Annotated in this window: 16 protein-coding genes, 2 tRNA genes and 2 rRNA genes; 15 read left to right on the forward strand and 5 right to left on the reverse strand. The window is 43.5% G+C overall.

From position 1 onward, the window contains the following. Positions 1–89: 89 nt before the first annotated feature. The 3 genes from lipA to ACYZ0U_RS03105 are packed head-to-tail and all read left to right on the forward strand — an operon-like array spanning position 90 to position 2388. Positions 90–968 carry a lipoyl synthase gene (gene lipA, locus ACYZ0U_RS03095; RefSeq protein WP_461449695.1) on the forward strand — a complete coding sequence of 293 codons (879 nt, stop codon included), beginning with the start codon at positions 90–92 and terminating at the stop codon, positions 966–968. A gap of 24 nt (positions 969–992) precedes the next feature. Next, positions 993–1544: an RNA polymerase sigma factor gene (locus ACYZ0U_RS03100; protein WP_461449697.1), complete on the forward strand. Its 552-nt coding sequence runs from the start codon at positions 993–995 to the stop codon at positions 1542–1544. A gap of 10 nt (positions 1545–1554) precedes the next feature. Beyond that, the gene (locus tag ACYZ0U_RS03105) at positions 1555–2388 is read left to right on the forward strand and encodes an anti-sigma factor (RefSeq protein WP_461449699.1); all 834 of its coding nucleotides are present in this window, start codon (positions 1555–1557) and stop codon (positions 2386–2388) included. A gap of 214 nt (positions 2389–2602) precedes the next feature. Here ACYZ0U_RS03105 and ACYZ0U_RS03110 read toward each other — a convergent pair whose 3' ends face one another. From ACYZ0U_RS03110 to ACYZ0U_RS03120, 3 genes are all read right to left on the reverse strand, one after another. Continuing rightward, a complete protein-coding gene (locus ACYZ0U_RS03110; protein ID WP_461449701.1) occupies positions 2603–4105 on the reverse strand; it encodes an NAD(P)H-hydrate dehydratase in 1503 nt (500 codons plus the stop codon). A gap of 121 nt (positions 4106–4226) precedes the next feature. Beyond that, positions 4227–7073, reverse strand: a complete 2847-nt coding sequence (gene uvrA / locus ACYZ0U_RS03115; protein ID WP_461449703.1) for an excinuclease ABC subunit UvrA — start codon at positions 7071–7073, stop codon at positions 4227–4229. A 177-nt stretch (positions 7074–7250) separates the two neighbouring features. Then, positions 7251–8027 (reverse strand): lytic transglycosylase domain-containing protein, encoded by a 777-nt coding sequence (locus ACYZ0U_RS03120; protein ID WP_461449705.1) that lies wholly within the window; start codon positions 8025–8027, stop codon positions 7251–7253. A 220-nt stretch (positions 8028–8247) separates the two neighbouring features. On the opposite strand from ACYZ0U_RS03120, the gene ACYZ0U_RS03125 reads away from it, so the two are divergent. The 8 genes from ACYZ0U_RS03125 to ACYZ0U_RS03160 all read left to right on the forward strand — a co-directional run bounded on the left by ACYZ0U_RS03125 (position 8248) and on the right by ACYZ0U_RS03160 (position 15811). Beyond that, complete coding sequence (locus ACYZ0U_RS03125; protein WP_461449707.1) at positions 8248–9729, forward strand: pseudouridine synthase; 1482 nt, start codon at positions 8248–8250, stop codon at positions 9727–9729. A 116-nt stretch (positions 9730–9845) separates the two neighbouring features. Further along, entirely contained in the window at positions 9846–10979 is a 1134-nt protein-coding gene (locus tag ACYZ0U_RS03130) for a lactonase family protein (RefSeq protein ID WP_461449709.1), read from the forward strand. An 11-nt stretch (positions 10980–10990) separates the two neighbouring features. Beyond that, entirely contained in the window at positions 10991–11341 is a 351-nt protein-coding gene (locus ACYZ0U_RS03135) for a hypothetical protein (protein WP_461449711.1), read from the forward strand. 190 nt (positions 11342–11531) lie between these two features. Further along, complete coding sequence (locus ACYZ0U_RS03140) at positions 11532–13082, forward strand: NAD(P)/FAD-dependent oxidoreductase (protein ID WP_461449713.1); 1551 nt, start codon at positions 11532–11534, stop codon at positions 13080–13082. After that, the gene (locus ACYZ0U_RS03145) at positions 13079–13558 is read left to right on the forward strand and encodes a DinB family protein (protein ID WP_461449715.1); all 480 of its coding nucleotides are present in this window, start codon (positions 13079–13081) and stop codon (positions 13556–13558) included. The genes ACYZ0U_RS03140 and ACYZ0U_RS03145 overlap by 4 nt, the downstream gene beginning before the upstream one ends. After that, positions 13551–13916 carry a CoA-binding protein gene (locus ACYZ0U_RS03150; protein ID WP_461449717.1) on the forward strand — a complete coding sequence of 122 codons (366 nt, stop codon included), beginning with the start codon at positions 13551–13553 and terminating at the stop codon, positions 13914–13916. The genes ACYZ0U_RS03145 and ACYZ0U_RS03150 overlap by 8 nt, the downstream gene beginning before the upstream one ends. A gap of 63 nt (positions 13917–13979) precedes the next feature. After that, the gene (locus ACYZ0U_RS03155) at positions 13980–15581 is read left to right on the forward strand and encodes an SGNH/GDSL hydrolase family protein (protein WP_461449719.1); all 1602 of its coding nucleotides are present in this window, start codon (positions 13980–13982) and stop codon (positions 15579–15581) included. Continuing rightward, positions 15575–15811 carry a hypothetical protein gene (locus ACYZ0U_RS03160; protein WP_461449721.1) on the forward strand — a complete coding sequence of 79 codons (237 nt, stop codon included), beginning with the start codon at positions 15575–15577 and terminating at the stop codon, positions 15809–15811. The genes ACYZ0U_RS03155 and ACYZ0U_RS03160 overlap by 7 nt, the downstream gene beginning before the upstream one ends. Here ACYZ0U_RS03160 and ACYZ0U_RS03165 read toward each other — a convergent pair whose 3' ends face one another. Together ACYZ0U_RS03165 and ACYZ0U_RS03170 are read right to left on the reverse strand one after the other, a co-directional pair. Continuing rightward, on the reverse strand, positions 15812–16336 hold the full coding sequence (locus tag ACYZ0U_RS03165) for a hypothetical protein (RefSeq protein ID WP_461449723.1): 525 nt from the start codon (positions 16334–16336) through the stop codon (positions 15812–15814). A gap of 78 nt (positions 16337–16414) precedes the next feature. Further along, positions 16415–17785, reverse strand: a complete 1371-nt coding sequence (locus ACYZ0U_RS03170; RefSeq protein ID WP_461449725.1) for a methyltransferase RsmF C-terminal domain-like protein — start codon at positions 17783–17785, stop codon at positions 16415–16417. A gap of 683 nt (positions 17786–18468) precedes the next feature. On the opposite strand from ACYZ0U_RS03170, the gene ACYZ0U_RS03175 reads away from it, so the two are divergent. From ACYZ0U_RS03175 to ACYZ0U_RS03190, 4 genes are all read left to right on the forward strand, one after another. Then, positions 18469–19990 (forward strand): 16S ribosomal RNA (locus ACYZ0U_RS03175). Positions 19991–20234: 244 nt separating this feature from the next. After that, positions 20235–20309: transfer RNA gene (locus ACYZ0U_RS03180), tRNA-Ile, on the forward strand. Positions 20310–20324: 15 nt separating this feature from the next. Continuing rightward, positions 20325–20398 (forward strand) — tRNA-Ala (locus tag ACYZ0U_RS03185). 222 nt (positions 20399–20620) lie between these two features. Then, positions 20621–23501 (forward strand): 23S ribosomal RNA (locus ACYZ0U_RS03190). Together the 16S and 23S rRNA genes with 2 tRNA genes alongside form the textbook arrangement of a ribosomal RNA operon. Positions 23502–23618 lie beyond the last annotated feature (117 nt).

The following is a 23618-nucleotide window of genomic DNA, read 5'->3' on the forward strand; positions in this document are numbered from 1 at the left end:
ACTATCAACCCACTGTAATATTATCCGTATACAATATAATTATATTTCGCACTTTATATCATTAAGGGGTTTTTACCTACATTTGTATTATGATTGATCTGCCCGTAATTCCTGCACAGCCGGTTAACCGTAAGCCAGATTGGCTTAGGGTTAAACTTCCTGTTGGAAAAGAATATGCCCAGGTTCGTAGTTTAGTTGATACACATAAGCTGCACACCATTTGCGAAAGCGGTAATTGCCCCAATATGGGCGAGTGCTGGGGAGCTGGTACAGCTACATTTATGATATTGGGTAATATTTGTACCCGCTCATGTTCGTTTTGTGCGGTAGCAACCGGCAGGCCTTTGGCTGTCGATCTGGATGAGCCAAACCGTGTGGCAAACTCGGTTAAGTTAATGCAGGTAAAACATTGCGTGATCACCTCTGTAGATAGGGACGACCTGAAAGACGGCGGTTCGATTATTTGGGCTGAAACTATCAATGCCATCCGCAGGGAAAGCCCTGAAACTACTTTAGAAACTTTATTGCCGGATTTCCGTGGTGTATGGGAAAACCTTGACCGGGTGCTTGAAGTAAGGCCCGAAGTTGTTTCACATAACCTGGAAACTGTTCGCCGTTTAACTAAAGAAGTACGCATCCAGGCAAAATATGATCGTAGTTTGGACGCCCTTAATAGGATATCAAAATCGGGTTTACGTACAAAATCAGGTATTATGCTTGGTTTGGGCGAAACCGAAGCCGATGTTTTAGAAGCGATGGATGACCTGTTAAATGCAGGTGTTCAGATATTGACTTTAGGACAATATTTACAGCCAACACGCAACCATCACCCGGTGATTGATTGGATCCATCCGGATCAATTCACTTTTTACAAACAAATTGGCCTCGAGAAGGGTTTTAGGTATGTTGAAAGCGGCCCATTAGTCCGCTCATCATATCATGCTGAAAAACACTTGTTTGAAATCTGATAATTCCTTTATATCTTCACCGAGTTGAGCAAGCGTAATAAAATATCATTATCGGAAGAAGAGTTAGTGCATGCACTAAGGCACCACGAAAAAGTCGCGGTAGAGGCATTATATGATATGTATTCCTCTTCGTTGTATGGAGTTATATCACGAATAATTGCTGATACTGCCGTGGCAGAAGATGTTTTGCAAGAGACATTTGTAAAAATATGGCACTCTTTTGCCAGTTATAGTACCGAAAAAGGCAGATTATTTACATGGATGGTAAATATTGCCCGAAACCTGGCCATTGATAAACTTCGTTCAAAAGATTTTAAGAATCAGAACAAAAACCAAGAACTTGAAATTAACGTAACTTTCATAGACGAACAAAGGAACACAGTTTACAAACCTGAGTTGCTTGGTATTAAGGATTTAGTGCAGACGCTAAAGCCGGAACAAAAGCTGATACTTGAATTGGTTTATTTTAAAGGGTACACACATGTGGAAGCTGCCGATGAATTAGGCATACCGCTGGGTACCATTAAAACCCGTTTAAGGATGGCTATACAGGAGCTTAGGAAACATTTTAATTGAAAGTTTGAAAGTGGAAGATATTAAATCATATATTGAATCAGGGATATTGGAACTTTACGTTCTGGGGGATGTAACCCCCGACGAAAGGTTGCAGGTGGAGGAGATGGCATCCAAACATGAGGCTGTAAAAGCTGAGCTATTGGATATAGAGCGTTCAATGGAGTTATTCGCTAGTGAAAATGCGCTACAACCCGCAGCGCATTTGCGCGACAGGGTATTAAACAGTTTAGTTACTAATTTTGCCGACGATAATAATTTCCCCAACAAAAAAATAACAACCGAAACAGTAAAAGACAATGTAATTGCAATGCCTGCGCAGAAGGCAAATAGCTTTTATAAATATGCATTTGCAGCTTGCCTTGCACTACTTATAGCCAGCGTTGCTGTGTTGGTAAGCGTTTACAGTAAACTTCAGGATGCAAACATTCAACTGGTAGCATTAAATTCAAGCAATCAACATTTCAGTAAAACGGTTAACTTTATGGATCGCCAGCTGAATATTTATCGCGATACCTCGTTTAAAGTAATTAGGTTAAAAGGCACCAAAAATCTACCTACAGGATTAATGCTGGTAGCATTCAGCCCTGCTAAAAAGAAGGTTGTGATAGATCTGGCTGATTTGAAGATGCCGGTTAATGATAAAGCTCATCAATACCAGCTTTGGGCATTGGTAAGTGGTAAACCTGTTAGTTTGGGCGTATTTGATAAAGACGATACCGATAGTACCATGATGAAGGAAATGGGATCTGTTAATGTAGCACAGGCATTCGCAGTAACACTTGAACCAAGGGGTGGTAGTGTTAACCCAACTATGAGCCAGATGATGGTTATCGGTACTTTATAATCGAAACACACTTGTTACATTGTTAAATTAAGTTAAAAACCAGCTATTTATAGCTAAATCTTAACCGCTGATAAAACAATAAACTTTATTCATCGTTTTTGTAACTATATGGCGCAGTTAGCGTCTTATATACACTAACATCGAGTATTTAGTTCTTTATAAGATCAGTTAATAGTTAATAGAAAAAGGGTTGTTTAATACTGACAGCCCTTTTTTATGCAATAAACTTTGCCATGGTAATTGGCAACTGATTAATAACCTTGCCTGGTAATACCACATGCATCCGGTTAGGCAACGCCAATTCATCCCCGGCCTTACCATGTATGTAGGTCCCGATGATGCAGGCATCCCTCGAAGAATATTTTTGTGCTAATAAAGCTGTAATAATACCGGTAAGTACATCGCCCATACCACCGCTGGCCATAGCCGCGTTACTGGTGGAATTAAAATAGGCTTTTCCCTCCGGCGTAGCCATTATAGTGTAATCATTTTTCAGTACGATGCAGATCTTATGTTCTTTGGCTTTTTCAATCGCGATCTGTAAACGCTGCCACCATGTTTTGCTATCGCCGAACAGCCGGTCAAATTCCTTCATGTGCGGTGTGATAATGCTGCCTTCTGGTATCATTGCCCAAAGGTGTTTATGCTCAGATAAAATATTCAAAGCATCCGCATCAATTACAACAGGCTTTTTGTAATTAGTCAGGATATCGCATAACAAATTAAATGAGCTCTCATCGTTTCCTAATCCCGGGCCGATACCCATCGTGCTGAATTTATCCCAACCGATCTCCGGCAGATCATTCCCTTGCCGAACAATTGCCATGATCTCTGGCAGATAACTATTCAAGGCAGTCAAACCGCTTTCAGGCACACAGGCTGTTGTTAAACCGGCACCGGCATGCACACAAGCAGATGAACATAATAAAGCCGCACCCATAGTTTTGGCCTGACCTGCAACAATAAGCGCATGGCCGAAAATACCTTTGTTGCTAAATTTATGGCGGGGTTTCATCAGTTGCCTGATGTCTTTTTCTGTTATATATTGGTAAGGTGAATCAAGCGACTGAACAAATTTCTCATCAATCCCAATATTTACTGCTTCCCAGCATTCCATTACCGGCCCCGATTCCGGCAGGAGGAAATTGATCTTTGGTTGTTGGAAAGTGATAACTAACTTTGCTTTTAAAACTGCGCTTTCGGCCTGCACATCGCCTTCAGTCGGAAATCCGGTTGGCACATCGACAGCTACTACCGTTTTTTCTAACTCATTCAGATGCTTAACCAGTTTCTGATAACCACCACGCAAGGGTTTATTTAAACCGTTGCCCAGCATGGCATCAATTAAAATCGGACTATCCTCATCAGGGAAACTACCTCCCGGTTTAATTTCCGTTACAGGGATCGTATTCTGCAGTTTTTTAAGATTAGTATTAAAATCTTCCGAAGCCTTATCAGAAAACCGTGTTATTTTAATGTTTATCGCTTTATAATGATGCCCATGTAATATTCGTGCAATAGCTAAGCCATCGCCGCCATTATTACCTGTCCCGCAATAAATAGAGATTGCCTGTTTTTTATCCGGAAAGTGATTCACAAACCAACCCACAAAAGCTTTCGAGGCCCGCTCCATTAAATTAACAGAACTTATTGGCTCATGAGCAATAGTGTAAGCATCAGCTTCGCGAATTTGGAGGGATGTGAGTAACGGTAGCATATTGCATAAAGTTATGATTAATGCTTTTTGTTTTGAGCTATTAATTCAGCATTGAATTAATAGCTCAAATTTATTAAAGAGAAAAAAGAATAATCACATGTACAACTTTGTGTACTTGTGGTTATTTTACCCCCATCTCCTTTTTCAAAAACTGCCCGGTAAAGCTTTCCTTCACCTTACACAGTCCCTCGGGGGTACCGCTGAATAGTATTTTACCACCACCTGAGCCGCCTTCGGGGCCTAAATCAATTACATGATCAACTGTTTTAATTACATCCAGGTTATGCTCAATCACCAATACTGTATTACCTTTATCAACCAATTGATTTAATACACCCAACAGCACATTAATGTCCTCGAAATGCAAACCTGTAGTCGGCTCATCCAAGATGTAAAAGGTATTTCCCGTATCTTTTTTAGAAAGCTCCGTTGCAAGTTTAACACGCTGTGCCTCACCGCCTGATAGGGTGGTTGACGCCTGCCCTAAACGGATATAACCCAAACCAACATCGAGCAAAGTTTTCACCTTACGATAGATAGCCGGGATATGTTCAAAAAATGGCGTAGCATCCTCAATACTCATATCCAGTACATCACTGATGGATTTTCCGCGATAACGCACCTCCAAAGTTTCTCGGTTATATCTTCTGCCGCCGCACTCCTCGCAAGGTACTGATACATCCGGCAAAAAGTTCATTTCAATCACTTTCATGCCCGCGCCCTGACAAGTTTCGCATCTTCCGCCTTTTACGTTGAAGGAGAAACGGCCTGGTTTATATCCCCTGATCCGTGATTCAGGTAAAGCCACATATAAATTCCTGATATCGGAAAATACCCCGGTATAAGTAGCCGGGTTTGAACGTGGCGTCCTGCCGATTGGTGTTTGGTCAATCTCGATCACCTTATCAATATGTTCTAAACCTTCAATCTTATCATACGGCAAAGGTTGTTTCTTCGCCCTAAAGAAATGATGGTTTAAAACAGGATACAAAGTTTCCGTAATCAAACTCGATTTACCGCTACCCGATACCCCGGTAATGCCGATCATCTTACCCAAAGGAAAATCAACACTAACCTTTTTCAGGTTATGCCCGGTCGCTTTTTTCAAGCTGAGAATTTTGCCATTACCTTCGCGCCTTTTTTTAGGGATAGCTATCTCGCGCTCACCATTAATATAGGATGTGGTGAGCGTATGGTGTTTCATTAATTCGGCAGGCGTGCCTTGCGCAACAACCTCGCCGCCATGTACGCCGGCTGCCGGCCCCATATCGATCACGTGGTCGGCTTCTAAGATCATATCTTTATCGTGCTCCACCACTAAAACCGTATTACCCAAGTCGCGGAGATTTTTCAGGGCGTTGATCAAACGTTCGTTATCGCGCTGATGCAGGCCAATACTTGGCTCATCCAGAATGTACATTACGTTCATTAATTGCGAGCCGATCTGTGTTGCCAGCCTGATACGCTGAGCCTCGCCACCCGATAATGTTTTAGCCGTACGGTCGAGCGTTAAATAGCTCAAACCAACATCCAGCAAGAATACGATCCGCGCGCGGATCTCTTTTAATATCTCTTTAGCGATAACATTCTGGCGTTCGTTTAATCTGTCCTCCAAATTGTTAAACCAATCCTGCAGGTCATTAATATCCATGGTAGCCAGCTCGAAGATGTTTTTGCCGTCTACCTTAAAGTGCAATGATTCCTTTTTTAATCTTGCGCCATCACATACCGGGCAGGTTTTAAGCACACGGTAGTTTTCCATATCGTCCATACCTTCGTCGCTGCGGCGTTCCTGCTGCTCCTCCAGCATGCGGATAACCCCGTCAAAAGTGATCTGGTAGCTTTGAACGTTCCATTTGTTGTACTCAACCGCTACGGTGATCATTTCAGGAGCACCGTTCAGGATAATATCCAGCTTTTCTCTTTCAAGCTTTTCTATAGGTACCGATAAGCTGAACTCATATTTCTTAGCCAAAGCTTTTAACACCTGGAAGATCCAGGTCTCACGAAACTCGCCAAGCGGCGCTAAACCACCATTCAATATGCTCAGTTTGGGGTTAGGGATCACCGAAGCTTCATCAACCTCGAAAATATAACCCAAACCATTACATTTTTCGCAGGCACCATAAGGTGAGTTGAATGAAAATGTATTTGGTTGAGGCTCATCATAGGAGATCCCGGAAACCGGATCCATCAAAAACTTACTGAAATAGGATACATTATTATCCTTATCGCCGATCCTGATAATGCCTTTTGATATTTTTAACGCTGCCTGTATCGATGTATATAAACGTTTGCTGTTTTCGTCGCTCACCTGTAGCCTGTCAACCACAATGTCAATATCGTGGATCTTATAACGGTCAACCTGCATCTTCGGCTCAACATCAGCAATAGCGCCGTCTATCCAAACCTTCAAATAACCTTGTTTGCGTATTTGCTCAAAAAGCTCACGATAATGGCCTTTACGGGCTTTAACTACCGGGGCGAGGATATTTATCGGCTGGCCATCAAACCTTTCATAAATGGTTTTCAGGATCTGGTCTTCAGACATGCGCTCCATCTTCTCACCCGTTTCATACGAATAAGCCTCGCCTGTACGGGCGAAAAGCAAACGCATAAAATCATAGATCTCGGTAATGGTGCCAACGGTTGACCTCGGGTTTTTGCTGGTGGTTTTTTGCTCGATAGCGATAACCGGGCTCAAGCCTGAAACCTTGTCGACATCCGGGCGTTCCATGCCACCCATAAACTGGCGTGAATAAGCCGAAAACGTTTCCATGTAACGGCGCTGGCCCTCAGCATAAATGGTATCAAATGCCAACGAGGATTTTCCGCTGCCACTTAAGCCGGTAATTACAACCAGCTTATTGCGCTGAAAAGAAACATCAATATTTTTTAAATTATGTACCCGGGCCCCATAAACTTCAACTTCACTTTGCTCGCCCAGATCTAAAGGTTTTTCAATCATATTTTATTTAGATATATTGATTAACGCCGGCCCGGATCAATTGATTTAAATAGTTTTAACTCAATTAACTGCTCACTAAATCCAACCCAACCAACCAATCCGCAAATATACGCAAAAAAAAGCCCGGTTCGCTCAATGCGTACCGGGCTGATAAGTGCTCCGTAATCTTTTTACAAATTAATTATATGCCAGCATTTCCGACGTTTGGGTATGCGCGTAAACAGGTTTAAAACCATAGTTTACAGGCTTACTTATTATTTCCTTCATCGCAATGAGGTTGTATACATATACACCGGTTTCGCGGTTTAAATGCATGCGGAAATAATTGTCTTGCTTTTGCTTTGTAATTTGTTTTTGCAGTTTGATCTCGCCGTTGTTATAAGCTGCCGCTGCTAATGTCCAGCTATTAAATTCGCCGTAAAGCTCTTTAATATACCGGCATGCCGCAATGGTTGATTTACGAACGTTTAAACGTTCATCCAATCCATGGCCTACTTTTAATCCGTAAGTGCGGGCTGTTCCGGGCATAAACTGCCAGATGCCTGCCGCGCCTTTCGGCGATGTTCCGCTGCATAAGCCCGACTCCACCAAAGGGATGTACTTGAAATCTTCGGGGATGCCGTAAGCTCTCAGGATCGGTTCGATGATCGGGAATAGCTTTTGTGCTTTAAATTGCAGTACGTTCGACTGAATTGATAGGTAATTATGCTGCTTAATAGAGTGACTCAACTTCTTATTTACCTTAGTATCATTCAACGGCAATGCTTCGTTAGCAAAGTTGTAACCGTTGGCTGGCCTGGTTTTTGTAAAGATAAATTTAGTTGAGTTTTCGGGTGCAATAGTGATGGGTTTTGATACCGCTAAGTCGCTAATTGCAAACCGGGAGATGATAACCAGCACGAACATTACGGAGCACGTAATTAGGTGTTTTTTAATCATTCCTGTTTTAATCATATGTAGTTGTTAAGTGAAAACTCGCTGCAAAGGTATGGATATAAATCACATTGTCAAATACTTACCAATACCTTAGTGTATTTTGGCCGGTTGAAAGACCCCAAAAATCAATGTTTAAACCGTTTAAACGCTGATTTCGATACACAACAAAAAAGTTTAAATATTGTTTAAAAAAGCGTAACTTTGACCCTCACGCTGCGAAAGCGCTAAACAAAAAATTATGGCATTTAAGAAATCAGCTACCGGCCGCGACAGTGCTCCGGGCAGATCATCAAACAGGGCAAATAAGTCCGATGACAGGCCAAAAAGATCACCCTCAGCAAGAGGAAAATCATCATCAGGTTCCGATAAAACAGACTGGAACAAACCACCCAAAAAAGAAGGTACATCAGAACGCCCGGGCGAAAGAAGAAGAACCGCGGGCAGCAGGCCATCAGCAGGCAAAAGCGAAGGCGGCGATTTTAAAAGCAGCTTTACCGGTGGCGAGAAAAAAGCATACGCACCTAAAAAACCATATTCAGGCAGGCCAGGCGAAGGCGGCGACAGGCCGGCAGGCAGAAGCAAACCATACTCGGGTAGAGTAAGCTCGGCAGATAGCAGCAGCGACCGCCCGAAAAGAAGTTTTTCTAAAGACGACAGCGGCGAGAAGAAAGCCTATTCGGCACCGCGCAATAAATCATATTCAGGCAGGGCAGGTTCATCCGACGACGTTCGACCTAAAAGAAGTGAATCAACCGGCGATAAAAAACCATTTTCATCAACCCGCAAAACTTCCTACTCAGGTAAGCCAAGTGGCGAGGGTGAAGGCGGCGAACGAAAATTCGCGCCAAAATCTGCGACTGCAGGCGCATTTAAAAAACGTGAAGGCGCTACAAGTGAGCCTTTCCGCAAATCAGCAAAGTCATCATACAATAAAATAACTCCTGATAGGGACGCGCCTGTTAAAACATTGCGCGGCCGCAAGGAAAAACCAAAAGACGATTCAGGCTTAATTCGCTTAAACCGTTATATCGCCAATGCAGGTATTTGCTCACGCCGTAAGGCTGATGAGCTGATAGAAGCGGGTGTGGTTTCTGTAAACGGAGAAGTGATCAATGAATTGGGCCACAAGATCGACCCGATTAAAGATGAGATCCGTTACAATGGAGAATTGTTGAAACGTGAGAAAATGGTTTATGTATTGTTGAACAAACCAAAGGATTACATCACCACAACTGAAGACCCGCAGGAACGCCGCACCGTTATGCACCTGGTTGAAAAAGCCAGCCGCGAACGTATTTATCCAATCGGCCGTTTAGATAGAAATACTACCGGTTTATTATTAATGACGAATGACGGCGATTTAGCCGATAAGCTTTCGCATCCGCGCAGCAACATTACCAAACTTTACCAGGTTGAACTGAATAAAAGTTTAGCCCAGGGTGATATGAATAAGATTCAATATGGATTGGAACTGGAAGATGGTATTATTAAACCGGATTCTATCTCCTACGTAACAGGCGGTTCAAAAAGAGAAGTTGGTATACAGATACACAGCGGTAAAAACCGCATTGTACGCCGTATATTTGAGCATTTAGGATACGAAGTGGTAAAACTTGATCGTGTAATTTATGCAGGCCTAACTAAAAAAGACCTTACCCGCGGCCGCTGGAGATACCTTGATGAAAAGGAAGTGATCCAGTTAAAGCATTTGATAAAGTAATTAGTTAAAAGTATAACGTTGAAAGTTCAAAGTAAAAAGTTGCAAAGCTTTTCATTTTGAACTTTTTTGCTTTTAGCGCCTAATTACTAACTTGCAACTTATAAATCTACTTCGCTATGAAAAAATTATTGCTTGTTATTGCCCTGTTACTTCCTGCCATCACTTTCGCGCAGCATAAAAAACCACTTCCCTCAACTTTTGATCTGCTGATCGGTACTTACACCAATGGATCGAGCAAAGGGATTTACGTTTATCGTTTTTATGAGGAAAGAGGCAGAACAGCATATCTAAATGAAATTGATAGCGTAACCAACCCGTCATACGTTACCGCATCGGCAGATAATAAATTCGTATACTCGGTAAATGAAGGTCCGCAAGGCGAGGTAAGCGCATTCACCTTTAATGCCAATACGGGTAAAATGGTGCTGATCAACAAACAGCCAACAGAGGGCGCCGATCCCTGTCATATTTTAGAAGATAAAGAACAACGCAATTTATTTGTAGCGAATTACAGTAGCGGTAGTTTGGCGGTGTTCCCGGTTAATAAAGATGGCTCGATAGCTCAACTGTCACAACTGATAAAAGACGAGGGCAGCAGCATAGTAAAGGACAGGCAACAAGGCCCGCACGTACACAACGCTATATTAACAGATAACGAAAAATACCTGTTGTATACCGACCTGGGAACCGACAAAGTAAACATCATGCGTTACAAAGCATCCAAAAATCCGCCGTTAACCCCGGCTGATCCTGCTTTTGTGAGTGTAACAGCTGGTAATGGCCCAAGGCATATGGTTTTTTCTGCCGATGATAAATATTTGTACCTGGTGCAGGAAATTGGCGGGGTGATCAATACTTATAATTATGACAACGGAAAGTTGACACTGGTGCAATCAGTAAATATGCTAACCCCTGCTATGAAAGGCAATATCGGTTCGGCAGCCATAAAATTATCGCCGGATGGCAGGTTCCTGTATGCATCCAACCGTGGTAATGCTAACGAAATTGTGGAATATGCAGTCAATCCGGATAACGGCCAGTTAACATTTGTAGCCCGCACATCAACATTAGGCAAAGGCCCGCGCGATTTCAGCATTGACCCAAGTGGAAAATTCCTGCTGGTAGCCAACCAAAACAGCGATAACATATTTATATACCGTCTTGACCCGGTGACTGGTAAGATCTTAAATGTGATCAGCCATATCGATATCGGCAGCCCGGTTTGTTTGAAGTTTGTTCCGGCGGATTAAATAGATTTCAATTGAAAACAAAATCCTTTAAGATTCTTTTCGCGGCAATTGTATTATTCTTTTTACAGGGATGTAGGGGCGATAATACCCCGGATGAATTAAGTGGCAATTATTTTGTTAGGCATGAGGGTGAATTAATGAACCATCAACCAAATAAAAAGGAAATATTTGGCAGGGTAATAAAGTATGATTACAACTCTAATTTTATAATTGCTTTACAGCATCCGGATTATAAAGATTATGTCAGTATGATTGCTTTCAATCTCAGGGATGATATTAAAAAATATCCTCAAAATTCTGAAAAAGATATCGAAACAACAGAGTTGTTGGCAGATAGTATATTAAAACATAATCCATTATAAGTCCATTTTTGTTAATAATACCAATTATTGGATAATCGATATTAGAACGGACAGTCTTTATGGGCCTCTAAATAAAGCGGCTTACGATACCAAAAGAATAGTTTTGCATATTCCCGATAATGTCAATCTGAATTAAGATATCCTAATTCCTTATCTTTGTCGTCATCCGGGATAAAAACCCGGCAACCGTATGATAAAAGAAATCGAAATTACCTGCCCGCCCGGGCAACAGGAAGAGGAAGGCATTTTAAAAGGAATTGCCGCATCGTCATTAAAGATCAGCCCCAATAAAATTACAGGGTTCAAAATACTAAAGCGCTCAATAGACGCGCGTGGCCGCAAGGTGCTTTATCGAATGCAATTAAAGGTTTATGTAGATGAGCCTTTCCGGGTAGAAAGTTTTGTAGTTGATTATCCAAAATTATCTGATGCCAAACCGGTAATAATAGTGGGTGCTGGTCCGGCAGGATTGTTTGCGGCATTGCAATGTATAGCGTTGGGGTTAAAGCCGATCATCATTGAGCGTGGTAAAGAAGTTAAAGAGCGCCGCCGCGACCTGGCGAATATCAACAAGCAAGGCATGTTAAACCCCGAAAGCAATTATTGTTTTGGCGAGGGTGGTGCAGGGACCTATTCTGATGGCAAACTTTATACCCGCTCAACCAAGCGTGGCGATGTAAACCAGGTGCTTAAAATATTTGTGGCGCATGGCGCTACTAACGATATTTTGGTTGATGCCCGTCCGCATATCGGCACCAATAAACTGCCGCAGATCATTACCGCAATTCGTGAAACGATATTGAATGCAGGTGGCGAGATCAGGTTTGATGCAAAGGTTACTTCACTGATTGTTCAGTTTGATGAAATAAAAGGCGTTGAGCTTGCATCCGGCGAAAGGCTAAATGCCGATGTCGTGATCCTGGCAACCGGCCACTCCGCACGTGACGTTTTCGAAATGCTGCATCGCCAAAATATACTGATCGAAGCCAAGCCATTTGCCTTAGGTGTGCGAATAGAGCATCCGCAGGAAATAATCGACCGTGCGCAATACCACTGCGAAGTTCGGGGCGATGATTTGCCGCCATCCTATTATAGTTTGGTTGAGCAGGTTGATGGCAGGGGCGTGTTTTCGTTCTGCATGTGCCCCGGCGGGATTATTGCGCCCTGCGCCACGGAAGCCAATGAGATCGTGGTAAATGGCTGGAGTCCCTCAAAACGAAATAATCCTTATGCAAATTCGGGTACAGTAGTACAGGTAAACTTAGAGGACGTTGCCGGTGAAGACAGCGACCCTTTTAAAATGCTGCGTTTTCAACAGGAAATTGAACGCATCGCATTCAAGGCAGGCGGGGGTGACCTGGTTGCACCAGCGCAACGCATGGTCGATTTTGTAAATAATCGCATTTCTGTCGATCTGCCTAAAAACTCTTATCTGCCAGGCACAAAAAGCATGCACTTAAAAGAAGTACTACCGGGCTGGATCAATGAGCGCTTGCGAAAGGCTTTGCCTGTTTTCGGGCAGAAGATGAAAGGCTATTATACCAATGAAGCAATATTGGTGGGCGTGGAGTCACGTACTTCATCACCAGTTAAAGTACCGAGGGATAAAGAAACGTTACAGCACCCGCAAATTAAAGGGTTATTCCCCTGCGGCGAGGGTGCAGGTTACGCCGGTGGCATAATTTCTGCTGCAATTGACGGAATAAACTGTGCAACGGCGGCTTTAAAAATTTTACGATGACTATATCAGAAAAACTACAGCAGGAATTAGAGAAGGTATTATCAGGCCGTCCGTGGTATAGTATTGGCGTGTATGATACCATTGCAAAAGTTAGTTTTGAGGCTGCTTATGAAAAGCCACCCGGCTCTGTTCATAATATTGCCGAAATTGTGCTGCACATGGTTTCCTGGACGGAAGAGGTGATGGATCGCATGAATGGCATGACCGCAGGGGTACCAAGCAGTGGCGACTGGCCCGAGATTGGTGCACCCGGTGAACAAAAATGGCAAAGCTATGTTGAAGATTTAAAACTGGTAAACGTAAATTTGATCGGCATAATCCAAAACTTTCCTGAAGAACAGTGGAGTGAAGCGGTAGATGACCAGCGCGATACCCGGCCTTTATTTACGTATGAGGAATTGATCAACGGATTGATTCAGCATCATATTTATCATTCGGGGCAAATCGCGATTTTAAATCGAATAATAAATGGCTGATAAAAAAACTTTAGTATTAGGCGCAACCCCGGATTCAAGCCGTTACGCATATCTTGCAGCAAACCGTTTGGTTGGACATGGGCATAGTATTGTTAATGTAGGCATAAAAACCGGCGAGGTTGCCGGCGTGCCCATCGAGAAGCCCGAAGAAATTCATACTGATATTGATACAATAACTTTATATGTTGGCCCGCAAAACCAACCCCCATTGTACGACTATATATTAAATACACATCCAAAGCGCATCATCTTTAATCCCGGTACGGAAAATTCGGAGCTACGTAAAATGGCAAATGATAAAGGCATCGAAACAGAATATGCCTGTACATTGGTATTGCTATCCATCGGGCAATATTAGTCGGGATTTCACGAGTTGATATTTTAATTATATCTTCATTACTCGCAATGCGATCCTAAATTAATGAAGACCAATAATAAAGTAACGCAATCCGATCAGCCAAAAGGTAAAAAACTATTGCTCTTTCAAACACTGTCGGTTTTAAGTCCGTTTATTATTTGGTTTGTGCTGGAGGTTTTTCTCAGGATCATTAATTACGGCGATAATACCGATCTGTTCATCAAATACCCGCCCGATCCGCGGTACATGGTGATGAACTATTATGCATCCGAAAAATTTTTCCCGGATACGGTTAACTCCACCGTAGGCAACCAGGAGATCTTCGCCATAGATAAAGCCCCTAACACCATCCGCATATTTGTTTTGGGCGAATCCACTACCATTGGTTTTCCTTATAACCCGAACGGCTCATTCCACCGCTGGCTGCAATACCGGTTGATGCATGAATATCCTGATAAGAATTTTGAGGTCATCAACTTGTCGCTAACGGCAGTTAATTCCTATACCGTACTTGATTTCGGTAAACAGTTGGCACAATACAAACCTGATGCTGTATTAATATATACCGGGCACAATGAATACTATGGCGCATTGGGTATCGGGTCGACTACCTACGTTGGTAGTAACCGTTTCTTGATTCAGTTGTTGATCAGTTTAAGAGAATTGCGTTCGGTACAATTATTTAAGAATGCGATTGATAAAATTGCCGGTTTATTCGAGCACAAGACGACCGGCGATCCCGGATCATTAATGGAAGTACTGGCGAAAAAGCAGCATATCATTTATCAGTCTAAAGAATATAAAGAAGGCATCGCCCAGTTCGATAAAAACATGACCGAATTGTGCAACACATTGAATGCAGCGAAAACCCCTACATTTTTAAGTACAGTGGTTAGTAATGAAAAGGACCTGCCGCCTTTTATTTCAGATGGCATTGGCAAAGGTTCGGCAAACTGGTATTACACTCAAGGACAACAAGCGTATAAAAGTGGCCACTACGATACTGCTAAAATTGATTTTGATAAGGCAAAAGAACTGGATGAACTTCGGTTTCGTGCGCCGGAAGCCATCAATACCGACATAAAAAAGCTTGCAAATGATTTTCCTTATATTCACTTGGTGGATAGCAAAAAATTATTCGAGCAATATTCTCCGCATGGTATCGTCGGTTCTGAAACCATATTGGAACACGTCCACCCCAATTTGTATGGCTACGCTATTTTGTCCGAAGCATTTTACAAGGCTATTCAAGAGCAGCATATTATTAAGGACAAACCGGAGCGTGATATCTCTTTCGATGAATTAAGAAAGGAAATGCCCATTACGCACATGGATTCATTAAAAGGCGCCTACCAAATGATGATGCTGAAAACCGGTTGGCCGTTCAACCAACCGATTCCCAAAGATTTTAAAGTCGAGAACAGCATCAGCGGTGAATTGGCAACTAAGGTTGCATTAGGTCATATGAAATGGAATGCCGCGATGGAAGCGTTGTATCAATACGATCAAAAAAACGGGGACAAGGCGAATGCATTAACAACAGCTGAAGGTTTAGTGTTACAATTTCCGCAAACGGCAGACCTATATAATTATGTCGGGAATTTAAACTATCAACTCAAAAATTATGCTAAGCAGCATTTTATTACCGCAAGCTTTTTATGCTGAACCATGACACGCAGATCGCGCAATCGGTGTTTAAATTATATATAAAAGCAGACGATCCAATTAATGCTTTAAAATTTGCACAGTATATGCCCGATCAGCAAAAAACCGGATCCGTATTAAAAAAGCTTATCGGCGATGAGGCGCTTTTAAAGGCGAAGCCGGCAAATAGCCAGGTAAAACAACAAATAACAAATGGCTTTAAACAGTTAGGAATCGATACCTTAAAATAACTATTGGTTATTGCCATCATTAACTACAATGTTGTTTTCCTTGTTCGATACCTTGATGGAGTAATGCATCCCATTTTGCATTTTCATCGACATAAAAACAATCACGTAATAATTATTGGCAAAGGTTATACTGCTTACCAGCCCGTTATCGGCGTGGTCGGTCATTTTGTAACCGTCGCTTGTCTGGGCGTCTGTAATCAGGTAATTATATTCATGCTCTACTTTCGTTTCGTACAAAAGGGTAAGTTTTAAGCGGTTTACCAGGTCAAGTTTAAAAAAAGAATGGTCGCCGGTATAAGTTAGCTGGTGCCCCTGCATTCCGTGCCTCAAGATATCTTCCATGCCGGTGAATTTATAGCCAAGCGGTTTAAAATAATCGTCAACCTTTTCGGCCTTCACCTCATCGCTCAAAAGGGTGGTAAAAGTTTTAAGGGTCACGATACCAGTCCCTGGGATAATTTTTGATTGTGCTTGCGATAGGATCGGCATCAGCAAGAGTGCGACAAATAGTATTTTAACTTTCATGTTAATAGCTAATAAACTAATTGTACGCAAATCCACCGCTATTTGTTGTTCGGTAACAGTACTGCAATAAACAAGCAGCTACGGCTGCTGCGAAAAAATCCTTATCTCTTTCGGATAATAATTATTGATCCTGTTTGGCAGCAGTTTTGCCCAGCCTAAAGCATGGTTTTCAAAATTCATCAGGCTCCAGCCCTTATCAGTTGGGTTTATGCTGATGTTATCGCGCCTTAAATATTGTATGGCCTGGTCCTTATCTAATTCGGTTTGTAAAACGGCATCCTTGTTAATTATAACACTTAATGCCATTTCGTGATCAGGTACCAAATCTTTACCGGCCAGCTTACCGATCCGTACGCCCGATTTTTTAATGTAGAGGTTTCGGCTTAAAATATTCAGACTTTCAATATGGTTTCGGTTGATCGCCATCCAGTCATCGTTTACCTTAAAATAGTAAAAGTCGGCAGGCTCAGTAATGTATTCCTTTACTTGGTCCAGTTCTTTCATTACCACCTTCTGCTGCTCCTTATTTTTAAAGCCGCCCATCATTTCCTGGGTGCCGGTTTTTTTGAGGCATGCAGCAAATAAGCCTTCGCCTTTAACCTTGCCGGGGTAGAAGCGATAGCCCCATGCTTGTTGCTTCTCCGACTGCGTTTCAACAATTCCCCACTCCTTATATATAGGTATAGGTAAACTCTCAAACTCAAAACTTTCACAAAGCCAATCCAAAATATCTTCGTTTTCCTGGTGCGAATAAGAACACGTACTATATATAAGGTGTCCACCCTCTTTAAGGCAAGGGTAAATGTCGGCCAAAATGCGTTCCTGTCTTTGGTGGCATAAAGTTACATTGGCCTCGCTCCACTCATCCATCGCCGCCGGGTCTTTACGAAACATACCCGAGCCCGAACACGGCGCATCAACCAATATAATATCAAAGAAACCTTTCAAGCGGGTGAAATCCTTCGGATCATTATTAGTAACGATAACATTGGCAGTTCCCCACCGGCTTAAGTTATCCGCAAGTACAGGTACACGTGTTTTTATGATCTCATTTGCCACCAGCAAATCATCAGGTTGCATGACGGAATTGATGAGCGTGCTTTTACCACCGGGTGCGGCGCACAGGTCCAATATCTTTACCGGCTCACCATCCGGTTTAATGTTTTTCAGGATATGGCTAATAAACATAGATGACGCTTCCTGTACATAATAAGCCCCCGCGTGAAATAAAGGATCAAATGTGAACGACGGGCGGGTAGCCAAATAATAGCCTTCGGGGCACCAGGGCACCTGCTCACAAGTTTTTATTGCGGATTTTTTAAAAGGATTTATCCTGATAGAAGTAGGTGTTTCAGAAAATTCGTGAGTATTTATAAAGTTTTCCGCGTCAAAACCCGGCTCACCTGATAAAGATGCTAAAAAATTAGGAGGGAAATTAAACTTGTCCATATCGTATTTCAAAGATACGAAATCAATAACAGCACTGTTTACTATATGCTAGTGAAAAATCATCGGATTGATGTGTGCTGTTTAACAGTTAGTTATAAACGGATACATATTTTTTGAAAAAATGTTTTTGCAGGGATGGATATTGTTGTTACATTTGTACCCCGCTGAAGAGAAAGCGGTTGTTTTTTGAACATTTAGCGACAATAAAATTATCTAAAATAAAGTGAAATTTCACTTGACAGATAAGTTTAAAAATCGCATCTTTGCAGCCCGCAAATGAGTTAGAAAAGGGAGAATGGGGTTATGCGGGAGAAGCTTTAGAAAATAAAAAAAATAAAGTTTTGAAAATAGAAAAAGGTTCATACCTTTGCAGTCCCAAAACAAACGGGTCAAAAAGCTGAAAGCGATTTTCAGTTTAGAAAATGAAAAGTGAGTCACGCAAGTGATAAAGCATAACAGGCCTCTGTGACAGACGGCCGATAAAGTTCTTTTAAGAAATAGAAAATCATGTAACGTAGCTGAAAGCTTCGGACAGAAGAAGAGGAGAGTAATCGAATCGGAAACAGTTCAAAGTGTTTGGTATACGAAAAAAAGAGAAGTCGAGAGGGCTTGTATAAAGATATAATAATTATACACAGATTCTATTGATGAGTTAATAGGGTCAGTGACAAACAAAACATTTTACAATGGAGAGTTTGATCCTGGCTCAGGATGAACGCTAGCGGCAGGCCTAATACATGCAAGTCGGACGGGATTGGAGAGCTTGCTTTCCATGAGAGTGGCGCACGGGTGCGTAACACGTATGTAACCTACCTTGTTCAGGGGGATAGCCTCTCGAAAGAGAGATTAAGACCGCATAACATTAGAATGTGGCATCACAAACTAATCAAATATTTATAGGAACAAGATGGGCATGCGGAACATTAGCTAGTTGGTAAGGTAACGGCTTACCAAGGCTACGATGTTTAGGGGATCTGAGAGGATGACCCCCCACACTGGTACTGAGACACGGACCAGACTCCTACGGGAGGCAGCAGTAAGGAATATTGGTCAATGGGCGGAAGCCTGAACCAGCCATGCCGCGTGCAGGAAGACGGCCCTACGGGTTGTAAACTGCTTTTATACGGGAATAAACCTTGATACGTGTATCAAGCTGAATGTACTGTAAGAATAAGGATCGGCTAACTCCGTGCCAGCAGCCGCGGTAATACGGAGGATCCAAGCGTTATCCGGATTTATTGGGTTTAAAGGGTGCGTAGGTGGCCTGTTAAGTCAGGGGTGAAAGACGGTAGCTTAACTATCGCAGTGCCCTTGATACTGATGGGCTTGAATGAACTAGAGGTAGGCGGAATGTGACAAGTAGCGGTGAAATGCATAGATATGTCACAGAACACCAATTGCGAAGGCAGCTTACTATGGTTTTATTGACACTGAGGCACGAAAGCGTGGGGATCAAACAGGATTAGATACCCTGGTAGTCCACGCCCTAAACGATGAATACTCGATGTTGGCGATATACGGTCAGCGTCTAAGCGAAAGCGTTAAGTATTCCACCTGGGGAGTACGCCCGCAAGGGTGAAACTCAAAGGAATTGACGGGGGCCCGCACAAGCGGAGGAGCATGTGGTTTAATTCGATGATACGCGAGGAACCTTACCCGGGCTTGAAAGTTAGTGAATGATACAGAGACGTATCAGTCCTTCGGGACACGAAACTAGGTGCTGCATGGCTGTCGTCAGCTCGTGCCGTGAGGTGTTGGGTTAAGTCCCGCAACGAGCGCAACCCCTATGTTTAGTTGCCAGCACGTTAAGGTGGGGACTCTAAACAGACTGCCTATGCAAATAGAGAGGAAGGAGGGGACGACGTCAAGTCATCATGGCCCTTACGTCCGGGGCTACACACGTGCTACAATGGGCAGTACAGAGGGCAGCTACCTGGTAACAGGATGCCAATCTCAAAAAGCTGTTCACAGTTCGGATCGGGGTCTGCAACTCGACCCCGTGAAGTTGGATTCGCTAGTAATCGCAGATCAGCAATGCTGCGGTGAATACGTTCCCGGGCCTTGTACACACCGCCCGTCAAGCCATGGAAGCTGGAAGTGCCTGAAGTGCGTAACCGTAAGGAGCGTCCTAGGGTAAAGTCGGTAACTGGGGCTAAGTCGTAACAAGGTAGCCGTACCGGAAGGTGTGGCTGGAATACCTCCTTTCTGGAGCAGGTTCCCTCACTCTCACCATGAGTATATTAAAACTGCTCGTTACATGATTATTTCTTAATTGTTTGTCTATATAGAGTATAGTAAACAAAAAAACACAAAAGGAAAACCCAAAAGATGAAACCATTAGTGGTTCTAAACATCTGAAATGGCGGGATTGTAAGAAATTACGATTTACGATTTACGAGTTACGATTGACTGAAATCTAAAATCGTAAATCACAAATCCGAAATCATAAAGTCCCGTAGCTCAGTTTGGTTAGAGCACTACACTGATAATGTAGGGGTCAGCAGTTCAAATCTGCTCGGGACTACAGGTAAAATCTTAAGGGGGATTAGCTCAGCTGGCTAGAGCACCTGCCTTGCACGCAGGGGGTCAACGGTTCGAATCCGTTATTCTCCACGATACCCACCAGATTGCTGAAAGGCAAGGATAATGAAAAAGGCGATCCTGAAAGGGAAGACCGGGGTAAAAGTTCTTTGACATATTGGAAGAAGTAATTGAAAGAGAAAACAACAGTAGGGACGATTGTCGGCTGTTGAGCGAGGGAGTAGCGATACAACCAAGCGAGACACAACAATCTAACTAAAAAGCATACATACCGAGCAAAAGGCGGTATAGTAGAAGAAAGTAAGAAAGGGTACACGGGGGATGCCTTGGCTCTCAGAGGCGATGAAGGACGTGATAAGCTGCGATAAGCCGCGGGGATCAGCAAATATGAATTGATCCGCGGATTTCCGAATGGGGAAACCTAATTAGTTGAAGACTAATTGCATAAATGCGCGAACCTGCTGAACTGAAACATCTAAGTAAGCAGAGGAAGAGAAAACAACAGTGATTTCCAGAGTAGTGGCGAGCGAAATGGAAACAGCCCAAACCGGTTATGTTACGGCATAACCGGGGTTATAGGACCACAACATGAATATCAAACAAAACCGGAAGGGCATGGGAAGGCCCACCATAGAGCATGAGAGTTGCGTACGGGTAATGGATGATAGGATAGTGGTATCCTGAGTACCGCGAGGTCGGAGACGCCTTGTGGGAATTTGCCGGCACCATCCGGTAAGGCTAAATACTCCTGAGAGACCGATAGTGAACCAGTACCGTGAGGGAAAGGTGAAAAGAACCCCGAACAGGGGAGTGAAATAGAACCTGAAACCGTGTACTTACAAGCGGTCGGAGCGGACATGTTCCGTGACGGCGTGCCTTTTGCATAATGAGCCTACGAGTTACTCCTCTCTGGCAAGGTTAAGTGGTTCAGCCACGCAGCCGAAGCGAAAGCGAGTCTGAAAAGGGCGTATAGTCAGAGGGGGTAGACGCGAAACCTTGTGATCTACCCATGGACAGGTTGAAGGTGCCGTAACAGGTACTGGAGGACCGAACCGATAAACGTTGAAAAGTTTCCGGATGATCTGTGGGTAGGGGTGAAAGGCTAATCAAACTGGGAAATAGCTCGTACTCCCCGAAATGTTTTTAGGAACAGCCTGGCGGTTGAGTTAATAAGAGGTAGAGCTACTAATTGGGTGCGGGGGAGTCAAATCCTACCAAATCCAGATAAACTCCGAATGCTTATTAATATACGCTGGAGTGAGGCTCTGGGTGCTAAGGTCCAGGGCCGAGAGGGAAAGAACCCAGACCATCAGCTAAGGTCCCCAAATTAACGCTAAGTTGAACTAACGAGGTCCGATTGCACAGACAGCTAGGATGTTGGCTTGGAAGCAGCCATTCATTTAAAGAGTGCGTAACAGCTCACTAGTCGAGCGATCGGGCATGGATAATAAACGGGCATTAAGCGTTATACCGAAGCTATGGATTGTATATTTATATACACTGGTAGGGGAGCATTCTAATTGCCGGCGAAGCGGATACGTAAGTTACCGTGGAGGTATTAGAAAAGCAAATGTAGGCATAAGTAACGATAAGGCGGGAGAGAAACCCGCCCACCGAAAGACTAAGGTTTCCTGATCAACGCTAATCGGATCAGGGTTAGTCGGGGCCTAAGGTGAAGCCGAAGGGCGTAGCCGATGGACAACTGGTTAATATTCCAGTACTTTTTATAACTGCGATGCGGTGACGGAGTAGTGACACTGACGCGAACTGACGGAATAGTTCGTTAAAGGCCGTAGGTATAGGGCGTGTAGTTAAGTACGCATGCTTTGCTGAAAGCTGATAGTACCTTGAGCCTTCGGGTAAGAGGATAGTTCAGGTAATCAGACTTCCAAGAAAACCCGCTAAGCTTCAGGTTATAAAAACCCGTACCGTAAACCGACACAGGTAGTCGAGGAGAGAATCCTAAGGTGCTCGAGTGAATCATGGCTAAGGAACTCGGCAAAATGGCCCTGTAACTTCGGGAGAAGGGGCGCTGACAGCAATGTCAGCCGCAGTGAAAAGGCCCAGGCGACTGTTTAACAAAAACACATGGCTATGCAAAATCGAAAGATGACGTATATGGCCTGACACCTGCCCGGTGCCGGAAGGTTAAGAGGGGATGTTAGGGTTAAACCGAAGCATTGAATCGAAGCCCCGGTAAACGGCGGCCGTAACTATAACGGTCCTAAGGTAGCGAAATTCCTTGTCGGGTAAGTTCCGACCTGCACGAATGGTGTAACGATCTGGGCGCTGTCTCAGCCATGAGCTCGGTGAAATTGTGGTATCGGTGAAGACGCCGGTTACCCGCAACGGGACGGAAAGACCCCATGCACCTTCACTACAACTTAACATTGATATCGGATACAGGATGTGTAGGATAGGTGGGAGACTGTGATCCGGCTTCGCTAGGAGTCGGTTAGTCAACGTTGAAATACCACCCTTTCTGTATTTGGTGTCTAACTCCATTATGTGGAGGACATTGTTTGGCGGGTAGTTTGACTGGGGTGGTCGCCTCCAAAAAGGTAACGGAGGCTTTCAAAGGTAAGCTCAATACGCTTGGTAACCGTATGAGGAGTGCAATAGCATAAGCTTGCTTGACTGTGAGACAGACAAGTCGATCAGGGTCGAAAGACGGATATAGTGATCCGGTGGTTCTGCATGGAAGGGCCATCGCTCAAAGGATAAAAGGTACGCTGGGGATAACAGGCTGATCTCCCCCAAGAGCTCATATCGACGGGGAGGTTTGGCACCTCGATGTCGGCTCGTCACATCCTGGGGCTGGAGAAGGTCCCAAGGGTTGAGCTGTTCGCTCATTAAAGTGGCACGCGAGCTGGGTTCAGAACGTCGCGAGACAGTTCGGTCCCTATCTGTTGTGGGCGTTGGAAGTTTGAGTGGGGCTGACCTTAGTACGAGAGGACCGGGTTGGACTAACCTCTGGTGAATCTGTTATGGCGCCAGCTGTATTGCAGAGTAGCTACGTTGGGAATAGATAAGCGCTGAAAGCATCTAAGTGCGAAACTAGCCACAAGATGAGACTTCCATTGAGGGTCGTAGCAGACTACTACGTTGATAGGTTACAGGTATAAAGGTGGTGACATCATAGCCGAGTAATACTAATTGCCCGAAGCTTTCTCATAGCAGGTAATAATGGTGGACGGGATTCGTTCCGTCCGCCCAAACACTAAACTGTTGTTTTCTCTTATTCAATCACTTCTTTCAATAATATGTCATTGTTTGATAGTATCAAGTAGTT

This window comes from Mucilaginibacter sp., assembly GCF_965225845.1.
Lineage (GTDB): Bacteria > Bacteroidota > Bacteroidia > Sphingobacteriales > Sphingobacteriaceae > Mucilaginibacter.

Bases quoted from the DNA above. Each gene is read 5' to 3' on its own strand.
- uvrA (WP_461449703.1), bottom strand. From the start codon at position 7,073: ATGATTGAAAAACCTTTAGATCTGGGCGAGCAAAGTGAAGTTGAAGTT.
- ACYZ0U_RS03140 (WP_461449713.1), top strand. From the start codon at position 11,532: ATGATAAAAGAAATCGAAATTACCTGCCCGCCCGGGCAACAGGAAGAG.
- ACYZ0U_RS03125 (WP_461449707.1), top strand. From the start codon at position 8,248: ATGGCATTTAAGAAATCAGCTACCGGCCGCGACAGTGCTCCGGGCAGA.
- ACYZ0U_RS03130 (WP_461449709.1), top strand. From the start codon at position 9,846: ATGAAAAAATTATTGCTTGTTATTGCCCTGTTACTTCCTGCCATCACT.
- ACYZ0U_RS03110 (WP_461449701.1), bottom strand. From the start codon at position 4,105: ATGCTACCGTTACTCACATCCCTCCAAATTCGCGAAGCTGATGCTTAC.
- ACYZ0U_RS03120 (WP_461449705.1), bottom strand. From the start codon at position 8,027: ATGATTAAAACAGGAATGATTAAAAAACACCTAATTACGTGCTCCGTA.
- ACYZ0U_RS03150 (WP_461449717.1), top strand. From the start codon at position 13,551: ATGGCTGATAAAAAAACTTTAGTATTAGGCGCAACCCCGGATTCAAGC.
- ACYZ0U_RS03145 (WP_461449715.1), top strand. From the start codon at position 13,079: ATGACTATATCAGAAAAACTACAGCAGGAATTAGAGAAGGTATTATCA.
- ACYZ0U_RS03170 (WP_461449725.1), bottom strand. From the start codon at position 17,785: ATGGACAAGTTTAATTTCCCTCCTAATTTTTTAGCATCTTTATCAGGT.
- lipA (WP_461449695.1), top strand. From the start codon at position 90: ATGATTGATCTGCCCGTAATTCCTGCACAGCCGGTTAACCGTAAGCCA.
- ACYZ0U_RS03165 (WP_461449723.1), bottom strand. From the start codon at position 16,336: ATGAAAGTTAAAATACTATTTGTCGCACTCTTGCTGATGCCGATCCTA.
- ACYZ0U_RS03160 (WP_461449721.1), top strand. From the start codon at position 15,575: ATGCTGAACCATGACACGCAGATCGCGCAATCGGTGTTTAAATTATAT.
- ACYZ0U_RS03155 (WP_461449719.1), top strand. From the start codon at position 13,980: ATGAAGACCAATAATAAAGTAACGCAATCCGATCAGCCAAAAGGTAAA.